The 23,462-nt window shown below is 68.4% G+C and carries 28 protein-coding genes and 1 tRNA gene; 10 read left to right on the forward strand and 19 right to left on the reverse strand.

Translation table 11 applies throughout. The features are described 5' to 3' along the window. Positions 1 to 132: 132 nt before the first annotated feature. Complete coding sequence (locus DMC61_RS22380; protein WP_125691065.1) at positions 133 to 1,203, forward strand: LLM class flavin-dependent oxidoreductase; 1,071 nt, start codon at positions 133 to 135, stop codon at positions 1,201 to 1,203. Between the two features lie 3 nt (positions 1,204 to 1,206). Further along, complete coding sequence (locus DMC61_RS22385) at positions 1,207 to 2,523, forward strand: NtaA/DmoA family FMN-dependent monooxygenase (protein ID WP_125691067.1); 1,317 nt, start codon at positions 1,207 to 1,209, stop codon at positions 2,521 to 2,523. On the opposite strand, the gene rfbA is transcribed toward DMC61_RS22385, so the two are convergent. Next, entirely contained in the window at positions 2,513 to 3,394 is an 882-nt protein-coding gene (gene rfbA / locus DMC61_RS22390) for a glucose-1-phosphate thymidylyltransferase RfbA (protein WP_125691069.1), read from the reverse strand. The two genes, DMC61_RS22385 and rfbA, sit on opposite strands and share 11 nt — an antisense overlap. Before the next feature lie 52 nt (positions 3,395 to 3,446). Next, on the reverse strand, positions 3,447 to 4,595 hold the full coding sequence (locus tag DMC61_RS22395; RefSeq protein WP_125691071.1) for a sialidase family protein: 1,149 nt from the start codon (positions 4,593 to 4,595) through the stop codon (positions 3,447 to 3,449). Between the two features lie 184 nt (positions 4,596 to 4,779). Between DMC61_RS22395 and DMC61_RS22400 the strand changes: the two genes are divergently transcribed. Continuing rightward, positions 4,780 to 5,454 carry a hypothetical protein gene (locus DMC61_RS22400; protein WP_125691073.1) on the forward strand — a complete coding sequence of 225 codons (675 nt, stop codon included), beginning with the start codon at positions 4,780 to 4,782 and terminating at the stop codon, positions 5,452 to 5,454. A 50-nt stretch (positions 5,455 to 5,504) separates the two neighbouring features. Here the strand turns inward: DMC61_RS22400 and DMC61_RS22405 are convergent, their stop codons facing one another. Beyond that, positions 5,505 to 5,996, reverse strand: coding sequence for a YajQ family cyclic di-GMP-binding protein (locus DMC61_RS22405; RefSeq protein WP_016331028.1), 492 nt, complete (start codon positions 5,994 to 5,996; stop codon positions 5,505 to 5,507). 119 nt (positions 5,997 to 6,115) lie between these two features. On the opposite strand from DMC61_RS22405, the gene DMC61_RS22410 reads away from it, so the two are divergent. The 3 genes from DMC61_RS22410 to DMC61_RS22420 all read left to right on the forward strand — a co-directional run bounded on the left by DMC61_RS22410 (position 6,116) and on the right by DMC61_RS22420 (position 8,260). Continuing rightward, positions 6,116 to 6,197: transfer RNA gene (locus DMC61_RS22410), tRNA-Tyr, on the forward strand. A gap of 93 nt (positions 6,198 to 6,290) precedes the next feature. Further along, complete coding sequence (locus DMC61_RS22415; RefSeq protein ID WP_233594911.1) at positions 6,291 to 6,863, forward strand: TetR/AcrR family transcriptional regulator; 573 nt, start codon at positions 6,291 to 6,293, stop codon at positions 6,861 to 6,863. Further along, positions 6,860 to 8,260: an MFS transporter gene (locus tag DMC61_RS22420; RefSeq protein ID WP_125691075.1), complete on the forward strand. Its 1,401-nt coding sequence runs from the start codon at positions 6,860 to 6,862 to the stop codon at positions 8,258 to 8,260. Before DMC61_RS22415 ends, DMC61_RS22420 begins: the two co-directional genes overlap by 4 nt. Here DMC61_RS22420 and DMC61_RS22425 read toward each other — a convergent pair. From DMC61_RS22425 to DMC61_RS22435, 3 genes are all read right to left on the reverse strand, one after another. Beyond that, a complete protein-coding gene (locus tag DMC61_RS22425) occupies positions 8,211 to 8,969 on the reverse strand; it encodes a class I SAM-dependent methyltransferase (protein ID WP_125691077.1) in 759 nt (252 codons plus the stop codon). The genes DMC61_RS22420 and DMC61_RS22425 overlap by 50 nt on opposite strands. Positions 8,970 to 9,029: 60 nt before the next feature. Beyond that, the gene (locus DMC61_RS22430; RefSeq protein WP_125691079.1) at positions 9,030 to 9,401 is read right to left on the reverse strand and encodes a hypothetical protein; all 372 of its coding nucleotides are present in this window, start codon (positions 9,399 to 9,401) and stop codon (positions 9,030 to 9,032) included. Positions 9,402 to 9,497: 96 nt separating this feature from the next. Next, positions 9,498 to 10,064 carry a dihydrofolate reductase family protein gene (locus tag DMC61_RS22435; RefSeq protein ID WP_125691080.1) on the reverse strand — a complete coding sequence of 189 codons (567 nt, stop codon included), beginning with the start codon at positions 10,062 to 10,064 and terminating at the stop codon, positions 9,498 to 9,500. A 40-nt stretch (positions 10,065 to 10,104) separates the two neighbouring features. On the opposite strand from DMC61_RS22435, the gene DMC61_RS22440 reads away from it, so the two are divergent. Continuing rightward, entirely contained in the window at positions 10,105 to 10,515 is a 411-nt protein-coding gene (locus DMC61_RS22440; protein WP_233594912.1) for a GNAT family N-acetyltransferase, read from the forward strand. Here the strand turns inward: DMC61_RS22440 and DMC61_RS22445 are convergent. The 3 genes from DMC61_RS22445 to DMC61_RS22455 are packed head-to-tail and all read right to left on the reverse strand — an operon-like array spanning position 10,500 to position 12,832. After that, positions 10,500 to 10,922, reverse strand: coding sequence for a PPOX class F420-dependent oxidoreductase (locus DMC61_RS22445; RefSeq protein ID WP_125691084.1), 423 nt, complete (start codon positions 10,920 to 10,922; stop codon positions 10,500 to 10,502). The two genes, DMC61_RS22440 and DMC61_RS22445, sit on opposite strands and share 16 nt — an antisense overlap. Positions 10,923 to 10,938: 16 nt before the next feature. After that, positions 10,939 to 12,153, reverse strand: a complete 1,215-nt coding sequence (locus DMC61_RS22450) for a DUF4241 domain-containing protein (protein WP_125691086.1) — start codon at positions 12,151 to 12,153, stop codon at positions 10,939 to 10,941. A gap of 40 nt (positions 12,154 to 12,193) precedes the next feature. Continuing rightward, on the reverse strand, positions 12,194 to 12,832 hold the full coding sequence (locus DMC61_RS22455) for a TetR/AcrR family transcriptional regulator (RefSeq protein WP_125691088.1): 639 nt from the start codon (positions 12,830 to 12,832) through the stop codon (positions 12,194 to 12,196). Between the two features lie 96 nt (positions 12,833 to 12,928). On the opposite strand from DMC61_RS22455, the gene DMC61_RS41195 reads away from it, so the two are divergent. Beyond that, a complete protein-coding gene (locus tag DMC61_RS41195) occupies positions 12,929 to 13,072 on the forward strand; it encodes a hypothetical protein (protein ID WP_158634130.1) in 144 nt (47 codons plus the stop codon). 47 nt (positions 13,073 to 13,119) lie between these two features. Next, positions 13,120 to 13,500: a VOC family protein gene (locus DMC61_RS22460; protein WP_125691090.1), complete on the forward strand. Its 381-nt coding sequence runs from the start codon at positions 13,120 to 13,122 to the stop codon at positions 13,498 to 13,500. Positions 13,501 to 13,560: 60 nt separating this feature from the next. Here the strand turns inward: DMC61_RS22460 and DMC61_RS22465 are convergent, their stop codons facing one another. Genes DMC61_RS22465 through DMC61_RS22480 form a run of 4 tightly spaced genes read right to left on the reverse strand, consistent with a single transcriptional unit; the run spans position 13,561 to position 16,049 of the window. Continuing rightward, entirely contained in the window at positions 13,561 to 13,950 is a 390-nt protein-coding gene (locus tag DMC61_RS22465) for a VOC family protein (protein WP_125691092.1), read from the reverse strand. Next, positions 13,947 to 14,237 carry a helix-turn-helix transcriptional regulator gene (locus DMC61_RS22470; protein ID WP_063274301.1) on the reverse strand — a complete coding sequence of 97 codons (291 nt, stop codon included), beginning with the start codon at positions 14,235 to 14,237 and terminating at the stop codon, positions 13,947 to 13,949. The genes DMC61_RS22465 and DMC61_RS22470 overlap by 4 nt, the downstream gene beginning before the upstream one ends. Positions 14,238 to 14,280: 43 nt before the next feature. Further along, on the reverse strand, positions 14,281 to 14,925 hold the full coding sequence (locus tag DMC61_RS22475; protein WP_125691094.1) for a response regulator transcription factor: 645 nt from the start codon (positions 14,923 to 14,925) through the stop codon (positions 14,281 to 14,283). Continuing rightward, the gene (locus tag DMC61_RS22480; protein WP_125691683.1) at positions 14,916 to 16,049 is read right to left on the reverse strand and encodes a sensor histidine kinase; all 1,134 of its coding nucleotides are present in this window, start codon (positions 16,047 to 16,049) and stop codon (positions 14,916 to 14,918) included. Before DMC61_RS22480 ends, DMC61_RS22475 begins: the two co-directional genes overlap by 10 nt. Positions 16,050 to 16,202: 153 nt before the next feature. Here DMC61_RS22480 and DMC61_RS22485 point away from each other — a divergent pair, with 153 nt between their 5' ends. Then, positions 16,203 to 16,853, forward strand: coding sequence for a DedA family protein (locus tag DMC61_RS22485; protein WP_125691096.1), 651 nt, complete (start codon positions 16,203 to 16,205; stop codon positions 16,851 to 16,853). A gap of 43 nt (positions 16,854 to 16,896) precedes the next feature. Here the strand turns inward: DMC61_RS22485 and DMC61_RS22490 are convergent, their stop codons facing one another. The 6 genes from DMC61_RS22490 to DMC61_RS22515 form a co-directional block, all read right to left on the reverse strand. Next, positions 16,897 to 18,057, reverse strand: a complete 1,161-nt coding sequence (locus DMC61_RS22490) for an alkaline phosphatase PhoX (protein ID WP_063274305.1) — start codon at positions 18,055 to 18,057, stop codon at positions 16,897 to 16,899. Next, positions 18,054 to 18,557 (reverse strand): helix-turn-helix transcriptional regulator, encoded by a 504-nt coding sequence (locus DMC61_RS42140; protein ID WP_125691097.1) that lies wholly within the window; start codon positions 18,555 to 18,557, stop codon positions 18,054 to 18,056. The genes DMC61_RS22490 and DMC61_RS42140 overlap by 4 nt, the downstream gene beginning before the upstream one ends. Then, entirely contained in the window at positions 18,554 to 18,754 is a 201-nt protein-coding gene (locus DMC61_RS42145; protein WP_076153467.1) for a hypothetical protein, read from the reverse strand. The genes DMC61_RS42140 and DMC61_RS42145 overlap by 4 nt, the downstream gene beginning before the upstream one ends. 165 nt (positions 18,755 to 18,919) lie before the next feature. After that, positions 18,920 to 21,322, reverse strand: a complete 2,403-nt coding sequence (gene lon, locus DMC61_RS22505) for an endopeptidase La (protein WP_063274307.1) — start codon at positions 21,320 to 21,322, stop codon at positions 18,920 to 18,922. 166 nt (positions 21,323 to 21,488) lie between these two features. After that, entirely contained in the window at positions 21,489 to 22,337 is an 849-nt protein-coding gene (locus DMC61_RS22510; protein WP_043847879.1) for an SAM-dependent methyltransferase, read from the reverse strand. Positions 22,338 to 22,356: 19 nt separating this feature from the next. After that, positions 22,357 to 23,295, reverse strand: coding sequence for a GNAT family N-acetyltransferase (locus DMC61_RS22515; RefSeq protein WP_125691099.1), 939 nt, complete (start codon positions 23,293 to 23,295; stop codon positions 22,357 to 22,359). Positions 23,296 to 23,462 lie beyond the last annotated feature (167 nt).

The raw sequence follows: 23,462 nt of genomic DNA on the forward strand, positions 1-23,462 counted from the left end.
CCAGATCGCGATTAGCCCGCGAAACGCAAGTGCCCCCCGGGATCGCGATTAGCCCGCGAAACGCAGGTCGGGCCGGGAGTCTCACCTCGTGGGAGCGGGAATCGAGGGGGAGGGGCGCGAGTTCCCCGGGGCATGGGTTCCGCACAGCAGTTGCACCTCGGGGTCGCGCTCGACGGGGCCGGGCAGCATCCGGCCGCCTGGCGGGTCTCCGACGTCCGCCCGTCCGCGTTGTTCACCGCCGCCCACTACCTCGCCCACGCGAAGCTCGCCGAAGCGGCTTCGCTCGACTTCGTCACCCTCGACGACACCCTCGCGCTCCAGCCCGGCGGCGAAGAGGTCGTCCGAGGCCGGCTCGACGCGCTCCTCACCTTCGCCGCAATCGCCCCCGTGACCAGCGGAATCGGCCTCGTTCCCACGGTCACCACCACGCACACCGAGCCGTTCCACATCTCGACGGCCGTCGCTTCGCTCGACTTCGCGAGCCGCGGCCGCGCCGGCGTCCTCGCGGTCCCTTCGCGCACCGAGGCCGAGGTCGCGCACTTCGGCAGGCGCACCCTCCCGTCCGAGGTGGACGCCGAAGCGGAGAACGCAGACGTCGTCGACGTCATCGCCCGCCTCTGGGACAGCTGGGAGGACGGCGCGATCATCCGCGACGAGCCGACCGGCCGCTTCATCGACCGCGAGAAGCTGCACTACGTCGACTTCGAAGGCCGCTTCTTCAGCGTCAAGGGACCTTCGATCACGCCGCGCCCGCCGCAGGGCCACCCCGTCGTCGCGGTGTACGGCGACTCGCCGTACGCGCACGGCGCCGACGTCGTCCTGGTCGACGAGATCCGCGGCGCCCGTGAGCGCTTCCCGGACGCGAAACTCCTCGCCGGCCTGTCGATCGTGCTCGCCGAGACCGAGCAGGCGGCCATCGACCGCCGCCGGGCGCTGGAGGCCTACGCGCCCTTCCCGCCGGGCCCGAGCTTCACCGGAACTCCCGCCGACCTCGCCACGGAGCTGCCCCGCCTCGCGGCGTCCAACGGTCTCGACGGCTTCCACATCCGGCCCGCGGTCCTGCCCGACGACCTGGCGCTATTCACCGCCGAGACCGTGCCCGCCCTCCAGGCCGCGGGTGTGTTCCGGCAGTCCTACACCGGCGCCACCCTGCGCGACCACCTCGGCCTCGGGGTCGCCGCCAACCAGTACGCGGAGGCGTGACAAATGCCCAAACAGGTCAAACTCGCCGCGCACTTCCCCGGCGTCAACAACACGACCGTGTGGAGCGACCCGCGTTCGGGTAGCCAAATCGACTTTTCGTCCTTCGAGCATCTCGCGCGCACGGCTGAGCGGGGCAAATTCGACTTCCTGTTCCTCGCCGAGGGCCTGCGCCTGCGCGAACACGCGGGCAAGATCCTCGACTCCGACGTCGTCGGGCGGCCGAACACCACCACCGTGCTGGCCGCGCTCTCCGCGGTCACCACCCGGCTCGGCCTCGCGGGCACGCTGTCGTCCACCTTCAACGAGCCGTACGAGGTCGCGCGCCAGGTCGCGAGCATCGACCACCTCTCCGGCGGCCGCGCCGCGTGGAACGTCGTCACGTCACCGGACGCGTGGACGGGCCAGAACTTCCGCCGTGGCGGCTTCCTGAAACGCGAAGACCGCTATCGCCGCGCCGAGGAGTTCCTCGCCACCGTGCGTGAGCTATGGGACAGCTGGGCCCCCGACGCGCTGGTGGGGGACAAGGAGAACGGCGTCTTCGCCCGCGGCATCGGCCAATTTGTCCACAGTGGACCGCAGTTCGACATCCGCGGCGAGTTCACCGTCCCGAGGACCCCGCAGGGCCAGCCGATCGTCATCCAGGCCGGGGATTCCGACGAGGGCAGGGAGTTCGCCGCGAAGACCGCCGACGTCATCTTCAGCCGCCACGGTTCGCTGGAGAGCGGCAAGGAGTTCTTCGCCGACGTCAAGCGACGGCTGCCCGCCTACGGCCGCGAGCCCGGCGAGCTGCTGATCATGCCCGCCGCGACCTTCGTCCTCGGCGACACCGAGGAGGACGCGCACGAGCAGGCCCGCGAGATCCGCTATCAGCAGGTGCGCCCGGCGACCGCGATCCAGTTCCTCGAACAGGTCTGGAGCCGCGACCTCTCCGCCTACGACGCCGATGGCCCGCTCCCCGAGATCGACCCGGACCCCGACGCCGAACCGCTGACCTGGGGCCGGGTCCGGCACGAGAAGGATCCGCTGGCCGTGGCCGCGAAATGGCGGGCGATCGCGGAGGAGAAGAAGCTCTCCATCCGCGAACTGGTCATCGAGGTGACCGCGCGCCAGCAGTTCGTCGGCACCGCCCGGCAGATCGCGGAATCGATCGACGAGTACGTCCAGAGCGACGCCGCCGACGGCTTCGTGCTGGTGCCGCATCTGACCCCGGGCGGGCTGGACGCGTTCGTCGACGAGGTCGTCCCGCGGCTTCAGGAACGGGGTGTCTTCCGCACCGACTACACCGGCGACACCCTGCGGGAACACCTGTTCAGCCGGTAGCACCCTGGGTGCGCGCGACGTTCATCAGATATTCGCCGTAGCCGGACTTCGCCAGCTTCGCCCCGAGCGCGAAGCACTGCTCCGCGTCGATGAAGCCCATACGCAGCGCGACTTCTTCGAGGCAGGCGATCCGGACCCCCGTCCGGTGTTCGAGGACCTGCACGAACTGGCCCGCCTCCAGCAGCGAGTCGTGCGTTCCGGTGTCGAGCCAGGCGAACCCGCGGCCGAGGTCGATCAGGGTGGCACGGTCCTGCCGCAGGTAGGTGAGGTTGACGTCCGTGATCTCCAGCTCGCCGCGCGGAGAGGGCTTGAGGTCACGGGCGATCTCGACGACCTGGTTGTCGTAGAAGTACAGGCCGGTGATGGCCTTGTTCGACTTCGGCTTCGCGGGCTTCTCCTCGATGGAGAGGAGCTTGCCGTCGGCGTCGATCTCCCCGACGCCGTACCGCTGCGGGTCCTTGACCGGGTAACCGAACAGCACACAGCCGTCGAGCGCGGTCGCCGCGGCCTGCAGCCTGCTGGAGAAGCCCTGGCCGTAGAAGATGTTGTCGCCGAGCACGAGCGCGACGTCGTCGTCGCCGACGAAGTTCGCGCCGATGACGAACGCCTCGGCCAGCCCGTTCGGGGCGGCCTGCTCGGCGTAGCTGAAGCTGAGCCCGAACTGGCTGCCGTCGCCGAGCAGCCGCCGGAAATGCGGCAGGTCGACGGGGGTCGAGATGATCAGGATCTCGCGGATCCCGGCGAACATCAGCACCGAGATCGGGTAGTAGATCATCGGTTTGTCGTAGACCGGTAGCAGCTGTTTCGATATCGCCTGGGTGATGGGATGCAGACGCGTCCCACTGCCCCCCGCCAGCACGATGCCCTTCATGCGATGCCCCCGCTTCGTAACCGATCGCTCGGGACCTCACACTACCGGGTGCTCAGAACGCCGGACCCTTCGCGAAATACGCCTTGCAGCCGAGGTTGTACTCGGTGGAGATCTGCAACACGTTCTTGCCGCCGTCGACCGGCAGCAGCGTCGAGCTGTAGTTGGGGCAGAAGTTGTTGTGGATCCCGACGATGTGCACCGGCGCGGGCAGCTCGTACCAGTGCCCGGCGCCGAAGTTGTCGTTGGCCAGCAGGACCTGGCCGTTCTTGGGCTGCGGCACGCCGGCGGCGTTGGTGTAGATCTGCCCGACCATCACCAGCCGCACGCCGTTCGGCCCGCCGGGGAACAGCGTGATCGTCTGCGCGTGCTGGAAGTAGTTGCCGCTGGCGGTGGTGACGCGCGTGCCGGGATCGAGGGGATCGCCCCAGTTGGCGCCGTCGGAGGAGATCTTGAAGTACGGGTCGCAGTAGCGGTCGCGGTAATTGCAGATCTCGTAGGCCAGGTAGTACCGGCCGTCGGGGAGGCGGCGGATGATCGGCATCCCGGGCCGCACCCGATGCGGCGGGATGGCCATCGTGCGCTGCTTGGTGCCCCAGTTCACCCCGTCGGTGGAGGCGATCCGGTTCATCACCTGCGCGAACTGCGGCGCCTCGGTCTCGTCGGCGTAGTGCAGCCACAGCGTGCCGCCCGCGTCGACGACGAACTCCGGCTCCCAGATGCCGTCGTGGTTGTGCGAACGGGCGGCCTCGGACAGGAAGGCCCACGAGCGGCCGGCGTCGCGGCTGTACCAGATCCTGATGCCGATCCGCCGTTGCGGACCGGCGTCCTGCCGGTAGCTCGCGGCCCACAGCAGGGTGCCCGCGCGCAGCCTGCCGACCCGCTGCGGCAGTTCGTACAGCGTTCCGCAGCACATACCGCGGCGACCGTCGCGGTCGCGGACCTCGCCGATCTTGTGGAAGGTCTGGCCCTCGTCGGTGCTCTCCATGATCGGGGTGAACTTGCCGCTCGCGTCTTCGCTGGTCAGCGACGCGAGGATGCGGCCACGGCCGATCGAGGAATGCTCCAGGCGGATGAGCCGGGGGTACGAGCCATAGCCGGGCACGAGCTGTTGGCGCTCCGCGGCCTGCGCGGACGTGAACAGGGACGCGATCACCGTGAGTGACAGCGCGAAGGCGAGTGCGGAGCTGGAACGGCGTCTCATCGTGACCTTCCTCGAACGCGATCGCCGGATTACAACACGGGCTTTTGTCCCTTTCGGGCTCCCGAGGAGGCGTTGCGGCGGAAACCCACGTCCGAGTGGCCTGAATCGCTCGGCCGGGTGGACCGGTAACGCTGGGCTATCGGCGGGCGAAGATCGGATGACGGGTTCGACTAGGGGGAAACACGTGATCAGGCGCTTGTGCGCGGCCGCGAGTGCCGTGCTGCTGACCGCGGGCCTGGTGGCCTGCTCGCCGTCGGCTCTGGGCCGCGTCGTCCCGCGGGCGGCCGCTCCGGAAGGGCTGCGCTCACCGTCGACGACCCCCACCCCGACCACCACTCCGAAGCCCGGCCCGCAACCGGAGGAGAAGCATTCGGGGAAGGGGAACGCGTCGGTCCCGATGACCTGGCCGTCGCGCATCGGCTTTGTGACCTTCGACTGTCCGAAGTGTTCCGGGCACGTCGCGGTCAACACGGAGAACGAGCTGATCGTCAACGACATCGGCCCGTACAAGGGCACGCAGTGGATCAACGACATGCCCGGCCGTCAGGCGAAGACGTTCACCGTCAAGGCCAACGCCGCCTGGACGCTGACCATCACCGACGAAAGCGGTTTGCCCGTGCTCACGCCGGGCAAGCCCCTGTCCGGCAAGAGCGAAGCGGTGTTCGCCGCACCCGATGGCGTTACGTCGGTCGCCGTCACCACCAAGAACAGCGGCCGCACGGCGGTGTGGGTGCACAGCGGCGACTACTCGGAACTCCCCGTGAACCAGCTCGGCGACTACAAGGGCAGCGTGCCGGTGGCCGGTCCGGCCTTCGTGTCGGTGGAAGGCGACGGGACCTGGACGGTCACCGCCTCGTAGACATGACGAAGGCCACCTTCCGGCGGAAGGTGGCCTCGTCGTCGCCGTGCTCAGCGGTAGTTCGTGAACTGCAGCGCGATCTCGAAGTCCTTGCCCTTCAGCAAGGCGATCACGTCCTGCAGCTGGTCCTTCTTCTTGCCGGACACCCGCAGCTGGTCGCCCTGGATCTGCGCCTGGACGCCCTTGGGGCCTTCGTCACGGATGAACTTGGCGATCTGCTTCGCCTTGTCCGACGCGATCCCCTGCAGGATCTTGCCGCCGATCTTGTAGATCTTGCCGGACAGCGCCGGCTCGCCCGCCTCGAAGGCCTTCAGGGAGATGCCGCGCTTGATCAGCTTCTCCTTGAACACCTCGACCGCCGCCAGCGCCCGCTCCTCGGTCTCGGACTCGATCGCGATCGCCTCCTCACCGGACCAGTCGATCTTGGTCCCGGTACCCCGGAAGTCGAACCGCGTACCGAGTTCCTTGCTGGCCTGGTTCAGGGCGTTGTCCACCTCCTGGCGATCGACCTTGCTCACCACGTCGAAAGAGGGATCCGCCACGTGTTCTCACACCTCGTACTCGCTTGTCAGGAGCTTCCACCCTAGCCCTGTGGAACCCGGTTGACCGGCCCGCCACGGCATTGGGTATTCTTTCGTCTCGGCCGGGGACACCCGGCCACGGCGAGTTGCCCGAGCGGCCAAAGGGATCTGACTGTAAATCAGACGGCACTGCCTTCGGGGGTTCGAATCCCTCACTCGCCACACCAGGGCGGCCCCGTGACCCAGTCACGGGGCCGCTCTGTTTGTTGCGCCGCCCACCTTTAGTTAGTGGTTAGTAACCAGTAACTTAGAGGGATGGCTGGACGGATGAACGGACCCGAGCGACGTGCCCAGGTGCTGGCCATCGCCGCGCAGGAGTTCGCGGAACACGGGCTGCACGGCGCGTCGACGGAAGCGATCGCGAAGACGGCGGGGATCACGCAGGCGTACGTCTTCCGGATGTTCGGGACGAAGAAGGCCCTGTTCCTGGAGCTGGTCCAGGCCGCGTTCGAGCGGCTCAGCGACGCGATGCGGGACGCGGGCGACGGGAAGACCGGTCTGGACGCGCTCTCGGCGATGGGCGCGCAGTACTACGACCTGCTGGCCGACCGGACCGGCTTGTTGTTGCAGCTTCAGGGCTTCGCCGCGTGTGGCGATCCGGAGGTGCGGGACGCGGTGCGGTCGTGTTTCGCGCGGTTGTGGGGCACGGCCGAGAACGGCACCGGGCTCGACCCGGTGACCGTGAAGACCTTCCTCGCCTTCGGGATGCTGCTGAACACCGGCGCAGCGATGGACGTCGAGCAGGTCGACGCCGCGTGGGCCGAGGGCGTCCGCACCCGGATCCAGCCTGGGCTGTTCACCCACATCACCACCGGGACGAACCGATGAGTGTCCCCGTGCGGCACGACGGGCGGCTGAGCCCCGCGCTGGTGTGCACGGCGCTGGCCGGCGCGGTGATCGGCAGCGTCGGGGCGCCCCTGATCACTCCGGTCGCCACGGGCATGCACGTCTCGCTGGACGCCGCGCAGTGGACCTTGACGGTGACGCTGTTCAGCGGCGCGATCGCGGGCCCGGTGCTGGGCAGGCTCGGCAGCGGCCCGTATCGCCGCGCCACGATCCTGGTCACCCTGGGCCTGGTCATGACGTGCGGGCTGCTGACCGTGCTCCCGCTGCCGTACGCGGCGCTGTTGATCGGACGCGGCCTGCAAGGGCTCGGGGTCGCGGCCGGGGCGCTGTTGATGAGCGTCGCCCGCGCACACCTGCCGCCTGAGCGCGCGACATCGACGATCGCCGCGCTTTCGGTCGCGTCGACGGTCGGTATCGGCGTCGGCTACCCGGTGGTCAGCCTGCTCGACCAGCTCGCGGGACTCCGTGTCGCTTATGGATTCGGCTTCCTCCTGTCCGCTGTCGCGTTCGTCATCGCCTGGCGGTTCCTCCCCGCCGAGGCGCCCGGCGAGTTCCCTCGGATCGACCTCCCCGGCACGCTGCTTCTCGCTCTCGGCACGCTCGGCCTCCTCCTGGTCATCGCCGAGCCGTCGATCTGGACGACCGCGTGGCTGGGCGCTGGTGTTCTAGCCGGTTCCGCCGCGGTCCTGGGCGGGTGGGCGTTCGTCGAGATGCGCACGAAGGCGCCGCTGGTGAACCTTCGGTTACTCGGCCAGAGCGCCATCCTCCGTGCGAACTTGGCGATTCTCGTGGCCGGAGCGGGTTTGTACCTGCTGTTCAGCTTGTTCACGCGTTATGTGCAGACGCCCGCCGGCGCCCAGTACGGCTTCGCGCTTCCCGGAGTCGCCGCGGGTGCGGCGCTGATCCCGTTCTCACTGCTCGGATTCGTTGCGGGGAAAGCGATCCCGCGGCTCATCGCACGCCTCACCGAACGGTGGACGTACGCGTTCTCGGTCGTGATCGCCGTGGCGAGCGCCCTGCTGTTCGCCGTCGGCAACCGGTCGTTCCTTCTCGTCCTCGTCGCGATCGCCCTGCTCGGTTTCGCCGTCGGAGGTGTCTTCGCGGTGATGCCGAAACTCGTTCTAGCCGGTGTGCCCCAAGGGGAAACGGCCAGCGTGCTCTCGATCAACCAGATCGCCCGCAGCATCGGGATGGCCGTCGGCAGCGGTCTAGCCGGCCTTCTCCTCGCCGCTGCCACTCCGGACGGAACGTTGCTCCCCTCCCGGAACGGCTACCTCACGACGACGCTGTGGGCACTGCCGCTGCTCGCCGTCAGCGCGGCCATCATCGTCACGAATCGCGCTCCCAGACCGACACGTGTTTGGTGCTCTCGGCGGTGAACTCCGATCGGTCCCAGTCCGCCCAACGGTGCTTCAGGCGCATCCCGGCGATGCGGGCCATGAGGTCCAGTTCGGCGGGCCAGACGTACCGGAAGGGGATGCGGCGGAACCGCCCCTGTCCATCCGGTGCCACGGTGACGTGGTTCGACGTGAACTCCTGCGTGACCACGTCGTACTGGTCGAAGCCGACGTAACCGGGCGCCATCGCGAACGGGACGATGTCCTGTCCGGGTGGCAGGCGGCGCAGCGCGGGCAGGCCGACCTCGACGAGGAACCGCCCGCCCGGCCGCAGGTGCGCCGCCGCGTTCCGGAAGACGTCGACCTGCCCGTCCTGGGTGGTCACGTTGCCGATCGTGTTGAACACCAGGAAGACCAACGAGAATTCGCCGTCCACCCGCGTTTCGGTCATGTCTCCGATCGTGACGTCGACCGCGGCTCCGCCCGGCTTGTCCGCGATCCGCGCCGCCATCGCCCGGCTCAGTTCGATACCGCTCACCGGCACGCCACGCGCGGCCAGCGGGATCGCGATCCGTCCGGTCCCGACGGCGAACTCGAGCACCGGGCCGTCGGCCAGATCTTCGAGGGCGTCCACCGCGGGCGTCACCACTTCGGGCGCGTTCGCCCCACCGGGATCGTCGTAGTGCGCGGCCACGCTCTCGGGGAACCAGCCGTCCGAAGCCTCGTCTCCTGTGTCCGTCTCACTGATCACGGCCGCCGACGCTACGCGCGGGACCGTGCGCTCCTCATCCTGTTTTCTCACGTGGGGCGCTCATCGGCCGTGACCTCGCCTTTGCGGCCATGCGGGACGTGTGTTCGGTTCGGCCAGGTCTTCGAGGTAGGTGTACTCGCTGAAGTCGTCGTCCGTCGCCGGCGGTCGTCGCGCGCGCCGGGGTTCGGCCGGTGGAGGCTCCGATTCGAGCTCCGCGGCGACCTCGGCCAGCAACGGCCACAGCTTCTCCTGGGCTCTGGGCGCGAACAGCGCCTGTGCGAGCGGGTGCTCGCAATTCCCTGTCGCGACCTCCTCCCAGGTGAATTTGCCTTCCCGGACGCAGGTCGCCGCCCGGGCAAGCCGCGGCGGGACGTCAGGCCGTTCCGATGCGCGACGGAACACCGCGGCCGTGAACTTCGACGCGTCGACCATGCGCCACCTCCGCCGTTCTCCCGTCGCCGAACCGGAGCACGACATTACCGAGCGACGGGTGAGCAGGGAATTCCCGCCGCCCGACCCGGTGAAGCGTCAGTTCGCCGCGCGGTAGCGCAGCAGCACGACGCCCGAAGCGAACGCCTTCTCCTCCACCAGCCGAAGCTTCGGGACACCGGTGGCGCCGTCGAACAGCCGACGGCCTTCGCCGACCACGACGGGATAGACGAACAGCCGGTACTCGTCGACGAGCCCCTCGGCGATGAGCGATCGCACCAGCGAGATGCTGCCCGTGGTCGCGATGTCCTTGCCTTCGGCGGCCTTCAGATTCTCGATCTCCGAGCGCAGCCCGCCGGAGAGCACCGTGGTGTTCTCCCACTCCGGCTCCGTGAGCGTGCTCGAGACGACGTACTTGTTCACGGTGTTGAGGTAAGCGGAAATGCCTGTCGTGTCTTCGGTTTGGTGCGGCCAGTACCCGCGCATGTCCTCGAAGGTGACGCGTCCGAGCAGGAACGCGTCGGCATTCTCACGTTGCTCCTGGAGCGTGGCCAGAACGTCGGACTGGTCCACGTCCGGATCGGTGTCGCCCGGGCTGAACCAGTCGCCCGCCAGCTCGATCACGCCGTCGATCGTGCAGTTCTCGGTGACGATCAGCTTCCGCATGGACCCGACCGTACCGTCGGCCACCGACAAGAATGGAACGATGACCGAGCCGCCCGCCCACGGATCCGTCGTTCTCCGCGAGTTCACCGAAGCCGATGTCCGGCTCGCCCTCGAACTCGGCGAAGACCCCTACATCCCGCTCATCGGCAGCCTGCCCGCGCATCCGACCAGGCGGCAAGCCGAGGAATGGGTGCGGCGGCAGCAGAGCGGCCGGGCGGAGGGGCGGGGCTATCCCTTCGTGATCGTCGCGGACGGAGCCGCCGTCGGCACGATCGGACTCTGGCTGCGAAAGCTCTCCGAAGGCATCGGGATCTTGGGTTATTCGATCTCGCCAGAGCGCTGTTCCCTGCGCGCGGCCGAGAAAGCGGGCTTCCGCTGCGAAGGACTCCTGCCCGCCCATCATGAGATCGGCGGCGTCCTGAAGGACATGCTCCTCTACGTGTCGCCGTGAACCGCTCGCCTCGACGGATACCAAGCCTCGCCCGCGGGCTCGCCCGCCATGTTCCAGCTCCACGACACCTTCGGCGTCACGCGCGAGTAGATGCCCGGGCCGACGATCCCGATCCGTTCGATCGGGTCGGCAGCCTCTCCGTAGACCCGGATACCGCGGGCGATGAACGGATCGAGCGAGACGAGATCGTCGACGAGCAAGGCGACTTTGCGTTGTCCTGCTTGGATATTGCGGAACTTCCGGGTCGCGAGGACCGACGCGCCCGCACCGCCCACCCAGAAGTGCGTTCCGTCGAACTCGAACGCCAGCGGGACGACGTCGGGCTGTTCACCGTCCTCCGACAGGGTCGCGAAGCGGGCCAACGGTTGCGAGCGCAGGTACGCGATCTCTTCTCCGGTGAAGGTCATGGCGCCATGATCCCCCTCAGGGCGTGAGAATCCGGGCACGGTTCAGGATCAGCATGTCGGTGACGAAGCAGACCGGCGTGCCGTCGGCCGCCCGGCCGATCCAGGTCGGATAGCTGCCGTCTCCCCAGCCGGTGGTGAACGCGATGATGTTGCCGCCGGCTCCGTCCGGGGTGACGTCGATATGCGGGTCCACCTCCTCGAATTTCTCCAGGAGGTCGTCGTCCATCTCCTCGGGGAGGGCGTCGGCGTCGGTGAAGCAGCCGGTGCCGCTGTCCACGCCGTAGCCGTAGAACTCCCCGTCACCGAGGAAAAGCGCGTTCTGCCCATGCCAGAGCGCCGCTTCCCAGGTGACGACGGGGACGTCGGCCACGACGAGTTTGGCGGCCACGACCCGTTCATGGGCCGGTTCGCCGACGAACCGGATCACCGAGATCGCCACCTGGTACTCGCCGGGAGGCACGGTGACCGTGAAGTGGGCGGCGTCCGAATCCAGGAAGGCCGGATCCGCCGCGACGAGCCTGCCGCTGGGCATGCGGAGTTTCCCGGCATCCCGGAGCTCGATCTCGCCGACGCCATGGCCGTCGCTCAGGGAAAAGCGCGTGCCCGCCGTGAACATTTCGTCGATACCGAAGGGGCGCAAGGGAACGGAGGGCCGCCAAGGGCGTTCTTCGGCCGGAAGTGGTGGATCGGTGACCGGCGTCTCCGGCGTCCGGAGGGTCAGCTGCTTCGTATTCGTGAATGGCTCCCAGTCGCCGAAGGCGGGCTTCGGCATCCTCAGCTCCGACACCGGCTTTCGCACGCGACCGCTGCTGGAACCGCCGCCGTAGCCACGAGGAGCCTTGTTCACCCAGCCCTCACCTTCGGGGCCGAAGGACAACTCGACCCGACCGGCGTTCCGCTCGTCGAACTCCTCCTGATCGTCGAAATGGTAGGTCCACTGATCGACCCTCACGAGGAACAGCGCGCCGTCTTCGAGCACGCGGAACTCGAACAACCCGCGGCGCCTGCTCCGCTCGTCGAAGTGCGCTGAGCGGGCGAAGTGGTGCTTCCAAGCGATTTCGATGAGCATTTGCGGCACTTCGGTGCCGGGGCGCACCAGCGCGACGGCGTACTGCTCCCCGGCGGCATCGCGTTCCCGCGCGACGCCGGGGGAGAACCGTCCGATCAGCGCTCGGGTGACCGGGTCCCAGCCTTCGCAGTAGACGACGTCGAGCAAGGTCCCCTCAGACATGGAGCGAAACCTAGCGGTTACCCCCGACAAATCCCAGGGGCTATTCGCGGATCGCGTAGTCGCCGAAGGCGGGCTCCAGCAGCTCGAAAGCCCGCTGTGTCGCCTTCGCCAGCGCTTCGGCGATCTCGTCGTTGATCTCGCCGGCGTGGGAACGCCGGAGGACCTCGCGAAACAGGACACGGTCGATCGCGTTGAGCTCGGCGGCGGCCATGACCGGGGTGACGTCGTCCGCGTCGGCTCCGGTCTCGGTCGCGAGAAGTTCGGCGAGCGCCGCTTCGCGCAGTTCGTGCAGTTCACGCAGTCGCGCGGTCAGAGTCGGGCTCTCCAGCACCATTTTCGCGAAGACCGGCCCGGTGAAACCGATCACAGGGGAGTGCGCCGCGACCGCGTCCAGGAAGGTGCGCCGTAGCGCGGCCAGCGCCGACTCACCCGGCTTCCGGTCACGGACGGCGTTCGCCAGCCCGTTCGTGAACTCCTCGTGCTGGTCGAGCGCCAGGTCCTCTTTGCGCGCGAAGTAGTTGGTGACGGTCTTCTTCGCGACTCTCGCCGCAGCGGCGATCTCGGCGATCGTCGTCTCCTCGAAGCCCTTCTCGATGAAGAGGAGCGTCGCCTGGTCGGAGATCAGCTGCCGTGTCTCCTGCTTCTTGAGCTCCCGAAGGCCCACATCCGCGCTGGTCATGAGCGAAGTTTACCACCGTCGTAAAAATACCCTTGACTTCCGGTAGTCCGGGTGTAAACTTACGTCCGTACTACCGACCGCGAGAGAAGAGGCTCCTTGACCGCTCGAATCCCCCAAGGCAACGAAGGCATCAACCGCGCCCAGGCCCGCCGGAACGACCGCCGTCATCAGCAGCCGTTCCCCGGTCGCTCGATGCCGGCGCGCCGCTCGATCGGCGTCCCGCGCCGCCGGTCGTACTGACCGCCCAGCTCGTCCGAAAACTCATCGCCGGCCGAAGGGGATAGCCCATGAACGTCCTTGCCTCCACCATCTCGCTGACCGTCGACGACGTCGCCGCGTCCAGCCGTTTCTTCACCGAGCACTTCGGCTTCACCGAGCAGATGGCCGCGGAGGGTTTCGTCTCCCTCGGGCACGAAACCGCGAAGGTGACCATCGTCCTGCTTCAGGCGGGGATCGAGGTCTTGCCGGAGAACCTTCGGCAGCAGCGCGCCTCCGGCGTGATCGTGGCCTTCACGGTCGAGAACCTCGAGGCCGAGGAGAAGCGCCTGCGCGAAGAAGGTGTCGAGATCACGTTGCCGCTGCGGGAAGAACCGTGGGGAGAGCGTCTCTTCATGGTCACCGACCCGAACGGTGTGCCCGTGGAACTCGTGGAATGGGTGCAGCAGTAGGGAAACGTCAAAGCGGGGCTTGGTCCACTGTGGACCAAGCCCCGCTTTGCCCTGCCGGGTCTACTTCATCGTGGCGAGCTGGATCAGGTTGCCGCAGGTGTCGTCGAAGACCGCGGTGACCACGGGCCCCATGTCGACGGGGTCCTGGGTGAATTCGACGCCGAGTCCCTTGAGCCGTTCGACCTCGGCGTACACGTCGTCGACGGCGAACTGGGTGAACGGGATGCCGTCGTCGGCCAGGGCCTTCTTGAACGGCTTCGCCGCGGGGTGCCCGTCCGGTTCCAGCAGCAGTTCGACGCCGTCGGGGTTGGCCGGGGAGACCACGGTGAGCCAGCGGGCTTCCCCGGCGGGCACGTCGGTTTTCTTGATGAAGCCCAGTTTTCCGGTGTAGAAGTCGAGGGCCTTGGCCTGGTCGTCGACGAAGACGCTGGTGATGTTGATCCGGATCACGGGTTCGGTTCCTCTCGGTCGATGGGCCACCGCTCGACGATCGACCGCAGCGGGCCCGTGTCGATGTGGTGGAACTTGTAGCGGCCCTGTCGCCGGGTGCGCACCAGGCCCGCTTGTTCGAGCATCGCGAGATGCTGCGAGATGGCCTGCCGTGACGAGGTCAAGCCGTGCTTCATGGTCAGCCTGCCGCAGATCTCGAACAGGGTCTGACCGTCCTTTTCGGTCAGCTCGTCCAGGATGGTGCGCCGCGTCGCGTCGCCGATCGCCTTGAACAGGTCGCCGTCCACGACTCAGTTATAGGCAAGTCGTCACTTGCCTGTCAACCCGGCGTCAGGACCCGAGGTAGCGCAGGATGGCCAGGACGCGACGGCTGTACCCGGCGGTGTTGGCCAGTTCGAGCTTGTCGAAGAGGGCGTTCGCGTGCTTCTCGACAGCGCTCAGCGAGATGAACAACGACTCGGCGATCCCGGGATTCGTGTGGCCCTGCGCCATTTTCTCCAGCACTTCACGCTCGCGGACGGTCAGCTTCGCGAGCGGATCGGTGTGCGTGGTCCGCGCGAGCAACCGCCGCACCACCTCCGGATCGAACGCCGCACCGCCCGCGGCCACCCGGTCGAGCGCGTCCAGGAATTCGCCCACCTGGGCGACCCTGTCCTTCAGGAGATAGCCGACGCGTTCACCGTCGCCGGTGATCAGCTCGGCGGCGTAGCGCTTCTCGACGTACTGCGAGAGCACCAGCACCCCGATCTCCGGCCAGCGTTTCCGGATCTCGAGCGCCGCGCGAAGCCCCTCGTCGGTGTGGGTCGGCGGCATCCGGACGTCCGTGACGATCACGTCCGGCCGGTAGGCGGCCGTCGTCGAGAGGAGCGCTTCACCGTCGCCGACCGACGCCACGACCTCGTGTCCCTCTTCGACCAGCAGCCGGACCAGCCCTTCGCGCAGGAGGGTCGAGTCCTCCGCGAGGATCACTCGCACGGCAGCACCGCGGTCACCACGGTCGGGCCGCCGAGCGGACTGTCCACCGTGAACCGCCCGTCCGCCGCCGCGACGCGCATCGCGAGGCCGGAAAGCCCGCCGCCCGACTCACGTGCCCCGCCCGCGCCGTCATCGGTGATCCGTACCCGCACCCTGTCCCCGTCCCGCTCCACGTCGATGTCGATCCGCGTCGCCGCGGCGTGCTTGATCGTATTGGTGACCGCCTCCGAAGCGACGAAGTAGACGACGGTCTCGATCGCCGCCGGTGGCCGTTCCGGCAGGCCGACCCGTAGGTGGACCGGGATACCCGAGCGTTCCGCGAGCGCCTCCAACGCGGGATGCAGCCCGTCCGCGTCCAGCGCGATCGGATACACCCGCCAGGAGACCTCACGCAGATCCACGAGTGCGCGCTGTGATTCCTCGTGCGCTTGCCGGAGCAGTTCCGACGCACGCTCCGGGTCGGTCGCGCGACGGGCCCGGCCGAGCAGCATCCCGAGCGCGACGAGCCGCTGCTGGACGCCGTCGTGCAGGTCACGTTCGATCCGGCGGCGCTCACCGTTGACCGCCTCGACCACTTCCGCCCGGCTGGTCGTGAGTTCGGAGAGCCGCCGGCGCAACTGTTCGCTTTTGCTGGGGCCGAAAAAACGCTTCGCCAGCCTGGCGTCCAGCGTCGCGGCTCCGATCAGCCCTTGCAGGGAAAGGAAAACAAGCAACCCGCCGAAGAGGACGGTGGTGACCGGGTCGTACCAGTCGGCCGGTGCTCCTCCGCCGGGCGACTGACCCTCGAAGAGCTGAGCGGCGATGATCACCGCGGATCCGGCGCCCAGCAGGATCAGGATGAAGATCGCGGCGCAGAGCAGCCCGATGACGGACCGGGGGACGAGATAGGCCATCGCACGGCGATCGGTGTAGTTCGTGGCGTTCTCTTCGCCGAAGTATTTCTCCAGTCGTCGCCGTTCCACTTCGGACAGTACGCGCGCACCGGCGAAGACCGGCTGCCGCAGCGCGGGAACCGCGAGCGCGAGCGTGCCGAAGAGCACGTAGAAGGCCTCCGCGGCAGCGGTCATGGCGCCGATCGCCAGGCCGAGTGTGCCGCGGAGTGCTTTGCGCAGATAGCGGCGCATCGCTGCCGGAACAGGCATAACGCCAGGTTAGCGGGGTAGCCGGAGATCGGTACTGCGGTTTACCGCAGTGATTTGTGCCGCTTCACCACAGTGTGCGGAACCCGGGCGATTCGTACGTTCGTTGACATCCGCAGACGACCACGAAAGGCCGCCATGAACCTCCTCCTCGCCCAATCCGCCAGTGAACCGATGGGAGGGCTCGCCGGCTGGGCGGTGTCGCTGATGGACGCGCTGGGTGGTCCGGGCGCCGCGATCATCGTCGGCCTGGACAACCTGTTCCCGCCGATCCCCAGCGAACTGGTGCTCCCACTCGCCGGGTTCTCCGCCAGTCAGGGCACGTTCACGCTGGTGGAGGCGCTGGTGTGGACTACGTTCGGCTCGGTGGTGGGCGCGATCATCGTGTACTACCTCGGCCTGCTGCTGGGCCGCGACCGCACACGCCGCTGGATGGCGAAGATCCCGCTGGTCAAGACGTCCGACTTCGACAAGACCGAGGCATGGTTCCGGAAACACGGCTCCAAGGCGGTGTTCTTCGGCAGGATGGTGCCGATCTTCCGCAGCCTCATCTCCCTGCCCGCCGGGATCGAACGCATGCCGTTCTGGCGGTTCCTCGCCCTGACCACACTGGGCAGCTTGATCTGGAACACGGGCTTCGTCCTGGCGGGCTACGGCCTGGGGGAGAGCTGGCATCTGGTCGAGGAATACGCCGGGTTCTTCCAGTACTTCGTGATCGCCGCCGTCGCGGTCGCCCTGATCCTCTTCGTGGTGAGCCGTGTCCGCGAGAAGTCTCGTATCGACGCCTGAGCCGTGCGGGGGCGCCGGCCGCAGGCGCCCCCGCACGCCGGTCTCAGGCCCGGAAGGGGCCGGTCACCTCGTAGGTGATCCCGCCCGAGGACGAACCGGAGGTGCCACGCTGGGAAGAGAAGTACAGCCGGTTGCCCGCCGGGGTGAAGGCGGGGCCGCAGATCTCCGACGAGCTCTGGCCGTTGATCCGCAGGAAGGGGGCCACGATGTCGTTCGGCGTGATGATGCAGATCTCCATGTTGCCGCCGTCTTCGGCGACGTACAGGTCACCCGACGAGGTCCCGGTGACGTTGTCGACGCCGGTCAGCGGGGCCGAGCCGGGGCTGACCAGCGAGTCGTCGTAGGCCAGCTCGTAGGTGTTGTTGGTCAGGTTCAGCTGCCAGACGCGGTTGTCACCCTTGGTGGTGAACCACGCGGTGTCGTTGGCGTAGTGCAGTCCTTCGCCGCCGTTGAACCGCTTCGCGCCGGACACCTGGTTGCGGGTGGCGGTGGGGGAGCCGTCGGGGTCGGGAACGTTCGCCCAGGTGAAGCTGCCCGAGGTCGCCGTGCCCGCCTTGAGCACCTGCAACGTCCCGGCGGAGAGATTGCCCCAGGTGGTCGGGACGAAGCGGTAGAAGCAGCCGTCCGAGGTGTCTTCGGTCAGGTAGACGACCTTGCGCACCGGGTCGGCCGCCGCGGCCTCGTGCTTGAACTTCCCCATCGCGGGCCGCTGGACGGCGGCCGTGGCCGGGCCGTTCGGCTGGCATTCGTAGACGAACCCGAGGTCGATCTCTTCACAGGAAAGCCAGGTGTTCCAAGGAGTCTTGCCGCCCGCACAGTTCTGGCGGGTGTTCGCCAGGATGCGGTGGGCGCCGGTGATGTTCCCGCTCGCGTCGAATTTCACCGCGCTCGCGCCGCCGCCGGGGGTGATCTCCGAATTCGACACGTAGATCCAGCCGCTGCCGTCGGCGAACACCGCGCCGCCGTCCGGGGCGTTGTGCCAGGTGTACCCGGTGCTCGCGACCTTCTGGCCGGACCTCGCGATGACGCGGCTGGTGAATCCCGCCGGCAGCTGGATCCCGTTCGCGTCGGCCGCCTGGAGCGCGCCGTAGGGGCTGGGTCCGTTCTGGGCGGGCGCGGCGAGAGCCGCTCCCGAGAGCCTGTTTCCGAACGCCGTGACACCGGCGCCGACCACGGCCGCGCGCAGGAAATTCCGTCGCTTCACTCGTGCCTCCGAGACATCCGCTGATGTGGTGGTGCGGGATGGAGCGGGTCGGAGAGTACGGGCGGAACGGGACATCCAGGTGAATTCGCGGCGTATTCACCGCGAGGAGGGAACTTTCGTAGGGAACCTTCGTGCAGCACTATTTCTTTCGCTTTGCGAAGGCCCGGCGCTTCGGCCCCGCCGCGCTGTGCGGCGATTTCCAGTGCGACGAGTATCCGGTCGAGCGGTGCGCAACCCCCATTGCGGTGGTGGCGACGTCCGATCAGGTGACGCCAGTCGGCGAGATATTCGTCGGCCCCGAGCTCGCCGGGGACCGTGCGGAGCAGGGCGCGCAACAGGACTCGCATCTGGTTTTCGTTGCCGGGCAAGGTGTTCCGGGCCAGCAGGTCGGCCAAGGTGCTGCGGGACCAGCCGGTCGCGGCGGCCAGCGCGCGGATGCTGAGGCCGCTGCGGTCGCGGAGTTCGCGCAGTCGCGCCATGAACTCCGCTTCCGTGTTCATCGGGGTGCCTTGGCGGGCGCGGGTTGGCGGAGAACGGCGCCGAACAGGGCGATGGCGATCCCCGCGGCGATCGTGGCGCTGGTGCCGGCGAAGGTCAGCGCCGCGGTGAATCCGGTGAGAATGCTGAGACAGACGATCTGACCGGCCGAAACGCACCTGCGCCTCGGCCGCAACGGGGAAAGAATTCCTTGACTCATGACCTTGCCCTCTCAAGGATCACGCACCCCGGCTGGGTGGCACGCAATCTACGTTATCAAAACGTGATAGGGGGTTTAAGGCGAGTCAATGTCCGGGTTCGTCCGGATCCCGGAAGCCGAAAGCCCCGGACCCACAAGGGGATCCGGGGCTTCGGCCTCGCGCCGTTACGCCGCTTGGGCGACCGGAGCCGTCGCCGGGGCCAGCGCGATGTCCAGCACGTCGCGGACGTTCGCCACGGCGTGGACGTCCAGCTGTGCCAGCACTTCGGCCGGGACGTCGTCCAGATCGGGCTCGTTGCGCTGCGGGATGATCACCGTCTTCATCCCGGCCCGGTGCGCGGCCAGCAGCTTCTGCTTGACCCCGCCGATCGGCAGCACACGCCCGGTCAGCGACACCTCACCGGTCATCGCGACGTCCGACTTCACGACCCGGCCCGAAAGCAGGGACGCCAGCGCGGTCGTCATCGTGATGCCGGCGCTCGGCCCGTCCTTCGGCACCGCGCCCGCGGGGACGTGCACGTGGATGCCGCGGTCCTTCAGATCGCCGACCGGGAGTTCCAGCTCCGCGCCGTGCGAACGCAGGTACGACAACGCGATCTGCACCGACTCCTTCATCACTTCGCCCAGTTGGCCGGTCAGCTGAAGCCCGGTGGAGCCGGACTCCGGATCCGCCAGTGACGCCTCGATGTAGAGGACGTCACCGCCGGCGCCGGTCACCGCCAGCCCGGTGGCCACGCCCGGGGTCGACGTGCGCTGGGTCGACGCGGGCAGCGAAGACTCCGGCAGGTGCCGGGGCCGGCCGAGGTAGGTCTCCAGCCCGTCTGCGTCGATCGTCAGCGGCAGCGCGACCTCGTCCAGCGCGACCTTGGTCGCCACCTTCCGCAGCACCTTCGCGATGGTCCGGTTCGCGTTGCGCACCCCGGCCTCTCGCGTGTACTCGGCGGCGATGCGGCTGAAGGCGCCGTCGGTCAGCGTGACGTCGTCCTTGCCGAGACCGGCGCGCTCCAGCTCGCGGGGAAGCAGGTGGTCGCGGGCGATGGTGACCTTCTCGTGCTCGGTGTAGCCGTCGAGGGTGACCAGCTCCATCCGGTCCAGCAGCGGGCCGGGGATGGTTTCGAGCGCGTTCGCCGTCGCGAGGAACACGACGTCGGACAGGTCCAGCTCGACCTCGAGGTAGTGGTCGCGGAACGTGTGGTTCTGCTCCGGGTCCAGCACCTCCAGCAGCGCGGCCGTCGGGTCGCCCCGGTAGTCGGCGCCGACCTTGTCGATCTCGTCGAGCAGCACGACCGGGTTCATCGAGCCCGCTTCCTTGATGGCACGGACGATCCGGCCGGGCAGCGCGCCGACGTAGGTGCGGCGGTGACCGCGGATCTCCGCCTCGTCACGGATGCCGCCGAGCGCGACGCGGACGAACTTGCGGCCCATCGCCTTCGCCACGGACTCGCCGAGCGACGTCTTGCCGACCCCGGGAGGACCGGCGAGCGCCAGCACCGCGCCCGAACGACGGCCGCCGACCGGGCCGAGACCCGACTCCGCGCGACGCTTGCGCACGGCCAGGTACTCGATGATGCGTTCCTTCACGTCTTCGAGGCCGGCGTGGTCCGCGTCGAGGATGTCGCGCGCCGCGGCGATGTCGTGGACGTCGGTGGTGCGCTCGTTCCACGGCAGTTCGAGGACCGTGTCCAGCCAGGTGCGGATCCAGCCACCCTCGGGGGACTGGTCGGAGGTGCGCTCCAGTTTGTCCACTTCGGACAGTGCGGCCTTCTTGACCGCGTCCGGCAGCTCGGCGGCCTCGACGCGGGCGCGGTAGTCGTCGTCGTTGGCCGTGCCGTCGAGCTCGCCCAGCTCCTTGCGGATCGCTTCGAGCTGGCGGCGCAGCAGGAACTCCTTCTGCTGCTTCTCCATGCCCTCTTGGACGTCCTTGCGGATGGTGTCGGTGACCTCGAGTTCGGCCAGCTGCTCGCGGCTCCATTCGAGGGCCTTCTCCAGCCGGGCCGAAACGTCGAGCGCGGTGAGCAGTTCGAGTTTCTGCTCGGTGTTCAGGTACGACGAGTTGCCCGCGAGGTCGGCGAGCGCGGACGGGTCCTCGACCTCCTGGACGGCGTCGATCATCTGCCAGCCGCCGCGTTGCTGGAGGATCGCGAGGACGACGCTCTTGTACTCGGACGCGAGCTTCGCGGAGTTGTCGTCGGTGGTCTCGGTCGCGACCTCGGCGTGGACCCAGCGGGCGGCGCCGGGGCCGTCGGCGATGCGGCCGACGACGGCGCGCCGGGTGCCGCGCAACAGCACCGCGGTCTTGCCGCCGGGCACGCGCCCGATGCGCTCGACGGTCGCGATGGTGCCGAGCTCGGCGTATTCGCCGTGGACACGGGGGACGATCAGCACCTCGGCCTTGGTGGCGGCGCTGGACCGGATCCCCGGGAAGGAAGCCTGGGCAGGCGTGTTGGCCTGGGCGGACTCCACCGCGGCGCGCGTCTCCGGGTCGGCGAGGTCGAGCGGGACGATCATGCCCGGCAGCACGACGTCGTCATCGAGCGGGAGGACGGGCAGGAGGCGGTTGTCGGTCATCTGTGCACTCCTCGGTTAGTTGAGTCTGCCTAGCTCAACTCTCCGATCGACCCGTTTGTTTCCTCCGCGCGTTCGCCGTCAGCGATCATCCAGTCCTCCGACCTTCGTCCGGAACGCGTCGCCTTTAGCCCGCTAAACGCGACGCGAACCGGCGAAAGGTCGGATGTCACGGGTGGACGGCGACACCGCACCAGGCGAACGGCCGGGCACCTTCCTCGTCCCGCCGCAGCTCCCGCACCGGCCGCCAGTCGGGCAGGTGGACGACGCCGGGCTCCAGCAACGGCCAGTCCCCGAAGAGCGGCTCGATCTCTTCGCGGTCCCGCATCCACACCGGGTTGCTCGTCTTCCGGTACTGCTCGACCATCCAGTGCAGCCCGTCGGCGTCCACGCCGGTCTGGCCGCCGAAGCTCATGTGCGACAGCCCCAGCCAGCTGCCCGGCGCGAGCGCGTTCCGGTACGTCGCGACCAGCGCGGGCGGATCGTCGTGCGGGCCGGCGAAATGCAGGACGGCCATCATCATCAGGCACACCGGCCGGTCGAAATCGATCAGCCGCAGCGTCTCCGGATGCCGCAGGACGTCCTTCGGCCGCCGCATGTCCGCCTGGACGATCCCCGCCCAGTCGGTCGCCTCGTGGCGTTCGAGGATCAGCTCCGCGTGCGCCACCGCCACCGGCTCGTAGTCGACGTACACGACCTTCGCCGTATCGCCCGGCTCCAGTTCCTCCTGCACGATCTCGTGCACGTTCCCGGCTGTCGGGACACCGGAACCCAGATCGATGAACTGCCGGATCCCCGCGTCCAGCGCGGCGCGCACGACGCGGTTCATGAACTCGCGGTTGTGCCGCGCGCCCGGTTTGACCCAGCGCCACTGCTTTTCCAGCGCGCGGGCGAACTCGCGGTCGACCGCCCAGTTGTGGGTCCCCCCGAGGAACCAGTCGTAGATCCTCGCCGCGGACGGCTTTTCGGTGTCGACCCCGGTCGGTGCCACCGGGGCCGTGTCATCGTCCCTCGTCACGGAACCGAGCCTATCCGGATCATGGGACCGCCGGTCGCCGCTGCCAGTACGTCCAGAGCGGCCGGTAGCCCTGCGCGTACCAGAACGGCGTCGAGCGCGGGTTGGCCAGCGCGTGGTGCAGCAGCACGGCGTCGGCGCCGCATTCGTCGAAGACCTGGTGGGCGTGCGCGGCGAGCGCCGTCCCCACGCCGCTCGACCGCGCCTGTTCCGCCACCGCCAACGAAGACAGGTAGCCGACCTTCTCGGCCGCGACCCGGCCGCGGATCCATGCCGTGTCGCCGGGGAACTGCACCCGCACCATGCCCAGCGGACGGCCGTACAGCTCGGCGATCCACAACGTCGGATTTTCCCGGCCCAACTGTTTCGACAGGTCCGCCGTGATCGTTTCCTCCGCGCCCTCGCGCAAAGTGACAGAACCGAACTGCGCGTCATAACGCTGCAATTCCAGTTCGAGTCCGACGGCGGTTTCGAGATCATCCGCTTCGGCGGGCCGGATGTGCACGCCGGGAGTGGCGGGCGGCCCGGTCACGGCGAGCCGGTCGGCCGGGCGGACCGCGATCACCAGCACCGGCGCGAAGCCGCGGCGCAGCAATTCGGCCGAGCCGGGGGAGTCCCGGCTCGGCCGCACCACGGTCGCCGCCGTCTCGACATCCCCAGGTGGGGCCACGGTCTTCAGATGTTCATCCCATCGGGTGAGTAATGCGTCGAGGGCCGCTTCCGGGCGGGGACCGGTGAGGCGGGCTTCGAGGCGATGTTCGACGAGGGCCCGCCACGGAGAGTCAACAGAATCGGGACCCGCCTCGGTCCGTACCGACAATCCGGCGGCGGCCGAGTCGCCTGCCGTCGCGGAGAGTGACACGGAGCCCTCGGCAGGCTCCAGTGCAGGCATTTCGGGGAGCAGGGCGTCCACGGTGGCGAGCCGCTCGGCGTGCCCGGCGGCGATGGCGTGGCTATTCATAGGGCTATTCAAGCCCCTACTGACGGGTCCGCCGGGAACTTCACGAGATTGGCCGGAGCGTGGCGCCAGGTGACTTCCGGTAGTCGGAAGGAACGCGAATAACGCTCCCATTTCACCCCTTGGTCCACGCAGGTCAGCGCGACGCGCCCATTGTTAACCCTGGGGTG

This window comes from Amycolatopsis sp. WAC 04169, assembly GCF_003947535.1.
Classification (GTDB): domain Bacteria; phylum Actinomycetota; class Actinomycetes; order Mycobacteriales; family Pseudonocardiaceae; genus Amycolatopsis; species Amycolatopsis keratiniphila.

Excerpts from the sequence above, each read along its gene's own strand:
- DMC61_RS22380 (WP_125691065.1), top strand. The coding sequence starts at position 133 with ATGGGTTCCGCACAGCAGTTGCACCTCGGGGTCGCGCTCGACGGGGCC.
- DMC61_RS22385 (WP_125691067.1), top strand. The coding sequence starts at position 1,207 with ATGCCCAAACAGGTCAAACTCGCCGCGCACTTCCCCGGCGTCAACAAC.
- rfbA (WP_125691069.1), bottom strand. The coding sequence starts at position 3,394 with ATGAAGGGCATCGTGCTGGCGGGGGGCAGTGGGACGCGTCTGCATCCC.
- DMC61_RS22395 (WP_125691071.1), bottom strand. The coding sequence starts at position 4,595 with ATGAGACGCCGTTCCAGCTCCGCACTCGCCTTCGCGCTGTCACTCACG.
- DMC61_RS22415 (WP_233594911.1), top strand. The coding sequence starts at position 6,291 with ATGGCTGGACGGATGAACGGACCCGAGCGACGTGCCCAGGTGCTGGCC.
- DMC61_RS22420 (WP_125691075.1), top strand. The coding sequence starts at position 6,860 with ATGAGTGTCCCCGTGCGGCACGACGGGCGGCTGAGCCCCGCGCTGGTG.
- DMC61_RS22430 (WP_125691079.1), bottom strand. The coding sequence starts at position 9,401 with ATGGTCGACGCGTCGAAGTTCACGGCCGCGGTGTTCCGTCGCGCATCG.
- DMC61_RS22435 (WP_125691080.1), bottom strand. The coding sequence starts at position 10,064 with ATGCGGAAGCTGATCGTCACCGAGAACTGCACGATCGACGGCGTGATC.
- DMC61_RS22440 (WP_233594912.1), top strand. The coding sequence starts at position 10,105 with ATGACCGAGCCGCCCGCCCACGGATCCGTCGTTCTCCGCGAGTTCACC.
- DMC61_RS22445 (WP_125691084.1), bottom strand. The coding sequence starts at position 10,922 with ATGACCTTCACCGGAGAAGAGATCGCGTACCTGCGCTCGCAACCGTTG.
- DMC61_RS22450 (WP_125691086.1), bottom strand. The coding sequence starts at position 12,153 with ATGTCTGAGGGGACCTTGCTCGACGTCGTCTACTGCGAAGGCTGGGAC.
- DMC61_RS22455 (WP_125691088.1), bottom strand. The coding sequence starts at position 12,832 with ATGACCAGCGCGGATGTGGGCCTTCGGGAGCTCAAGAAGCAGGAGACA.
- DMC61_RS22460 (WP_125691090.1), top strand. The coding sequence starts at position 13,120 with ATGAACGTCCTTGCCTCCACCATCTCGCTGACCGTCGACGACGTCGCC.
- DMC61_RS22480 (WP_125691683.1), bottom strand. The coding sequence starts at position 16,049 with ATGCGCCGCTATCTGCGCAAAGCACTCCGCGGCACACTCGGCCTGGCG.
- DMC61_RS22485 (WP_125691096.1), top strand. The coding sequence starts at position 16,203 with ATGAACCTCCTCCTCGCCCAATCCGCCAGTGAACCGATGGGAGGGCTC.
- DMC61_RS42140 (WP_125691097.1), bottom strand. The coding sequence starts at position 18,557 with ATGAACACGGAAGCGGAGTTCATGGCGCGACTGCGCGAACTCCGCGAC.
- DMC61_RS42145 (WP_076153467.1), bottom strand. The coding sequence starts at position 18,754 with ATGAGTCAAGGAATTCTTTCCCCGTTGCGGCCGAGGCGCAGGTGCGTT.
- lon (WP_063274307.1), bottom strand. The coding sequence starts at position 21,322 with ATGACCGACAACCGCCTCCTGCCCGTCCTCCCGCTCGATGACGACGTC.
- DMC61_RS22515 (WP_125691099.1), bottom strand. The coding sequence starts at position 23,295 with ATGAATAGCCACGCCATCGCCGCCGGGCACGCCGAGCGGCTCGCCACC.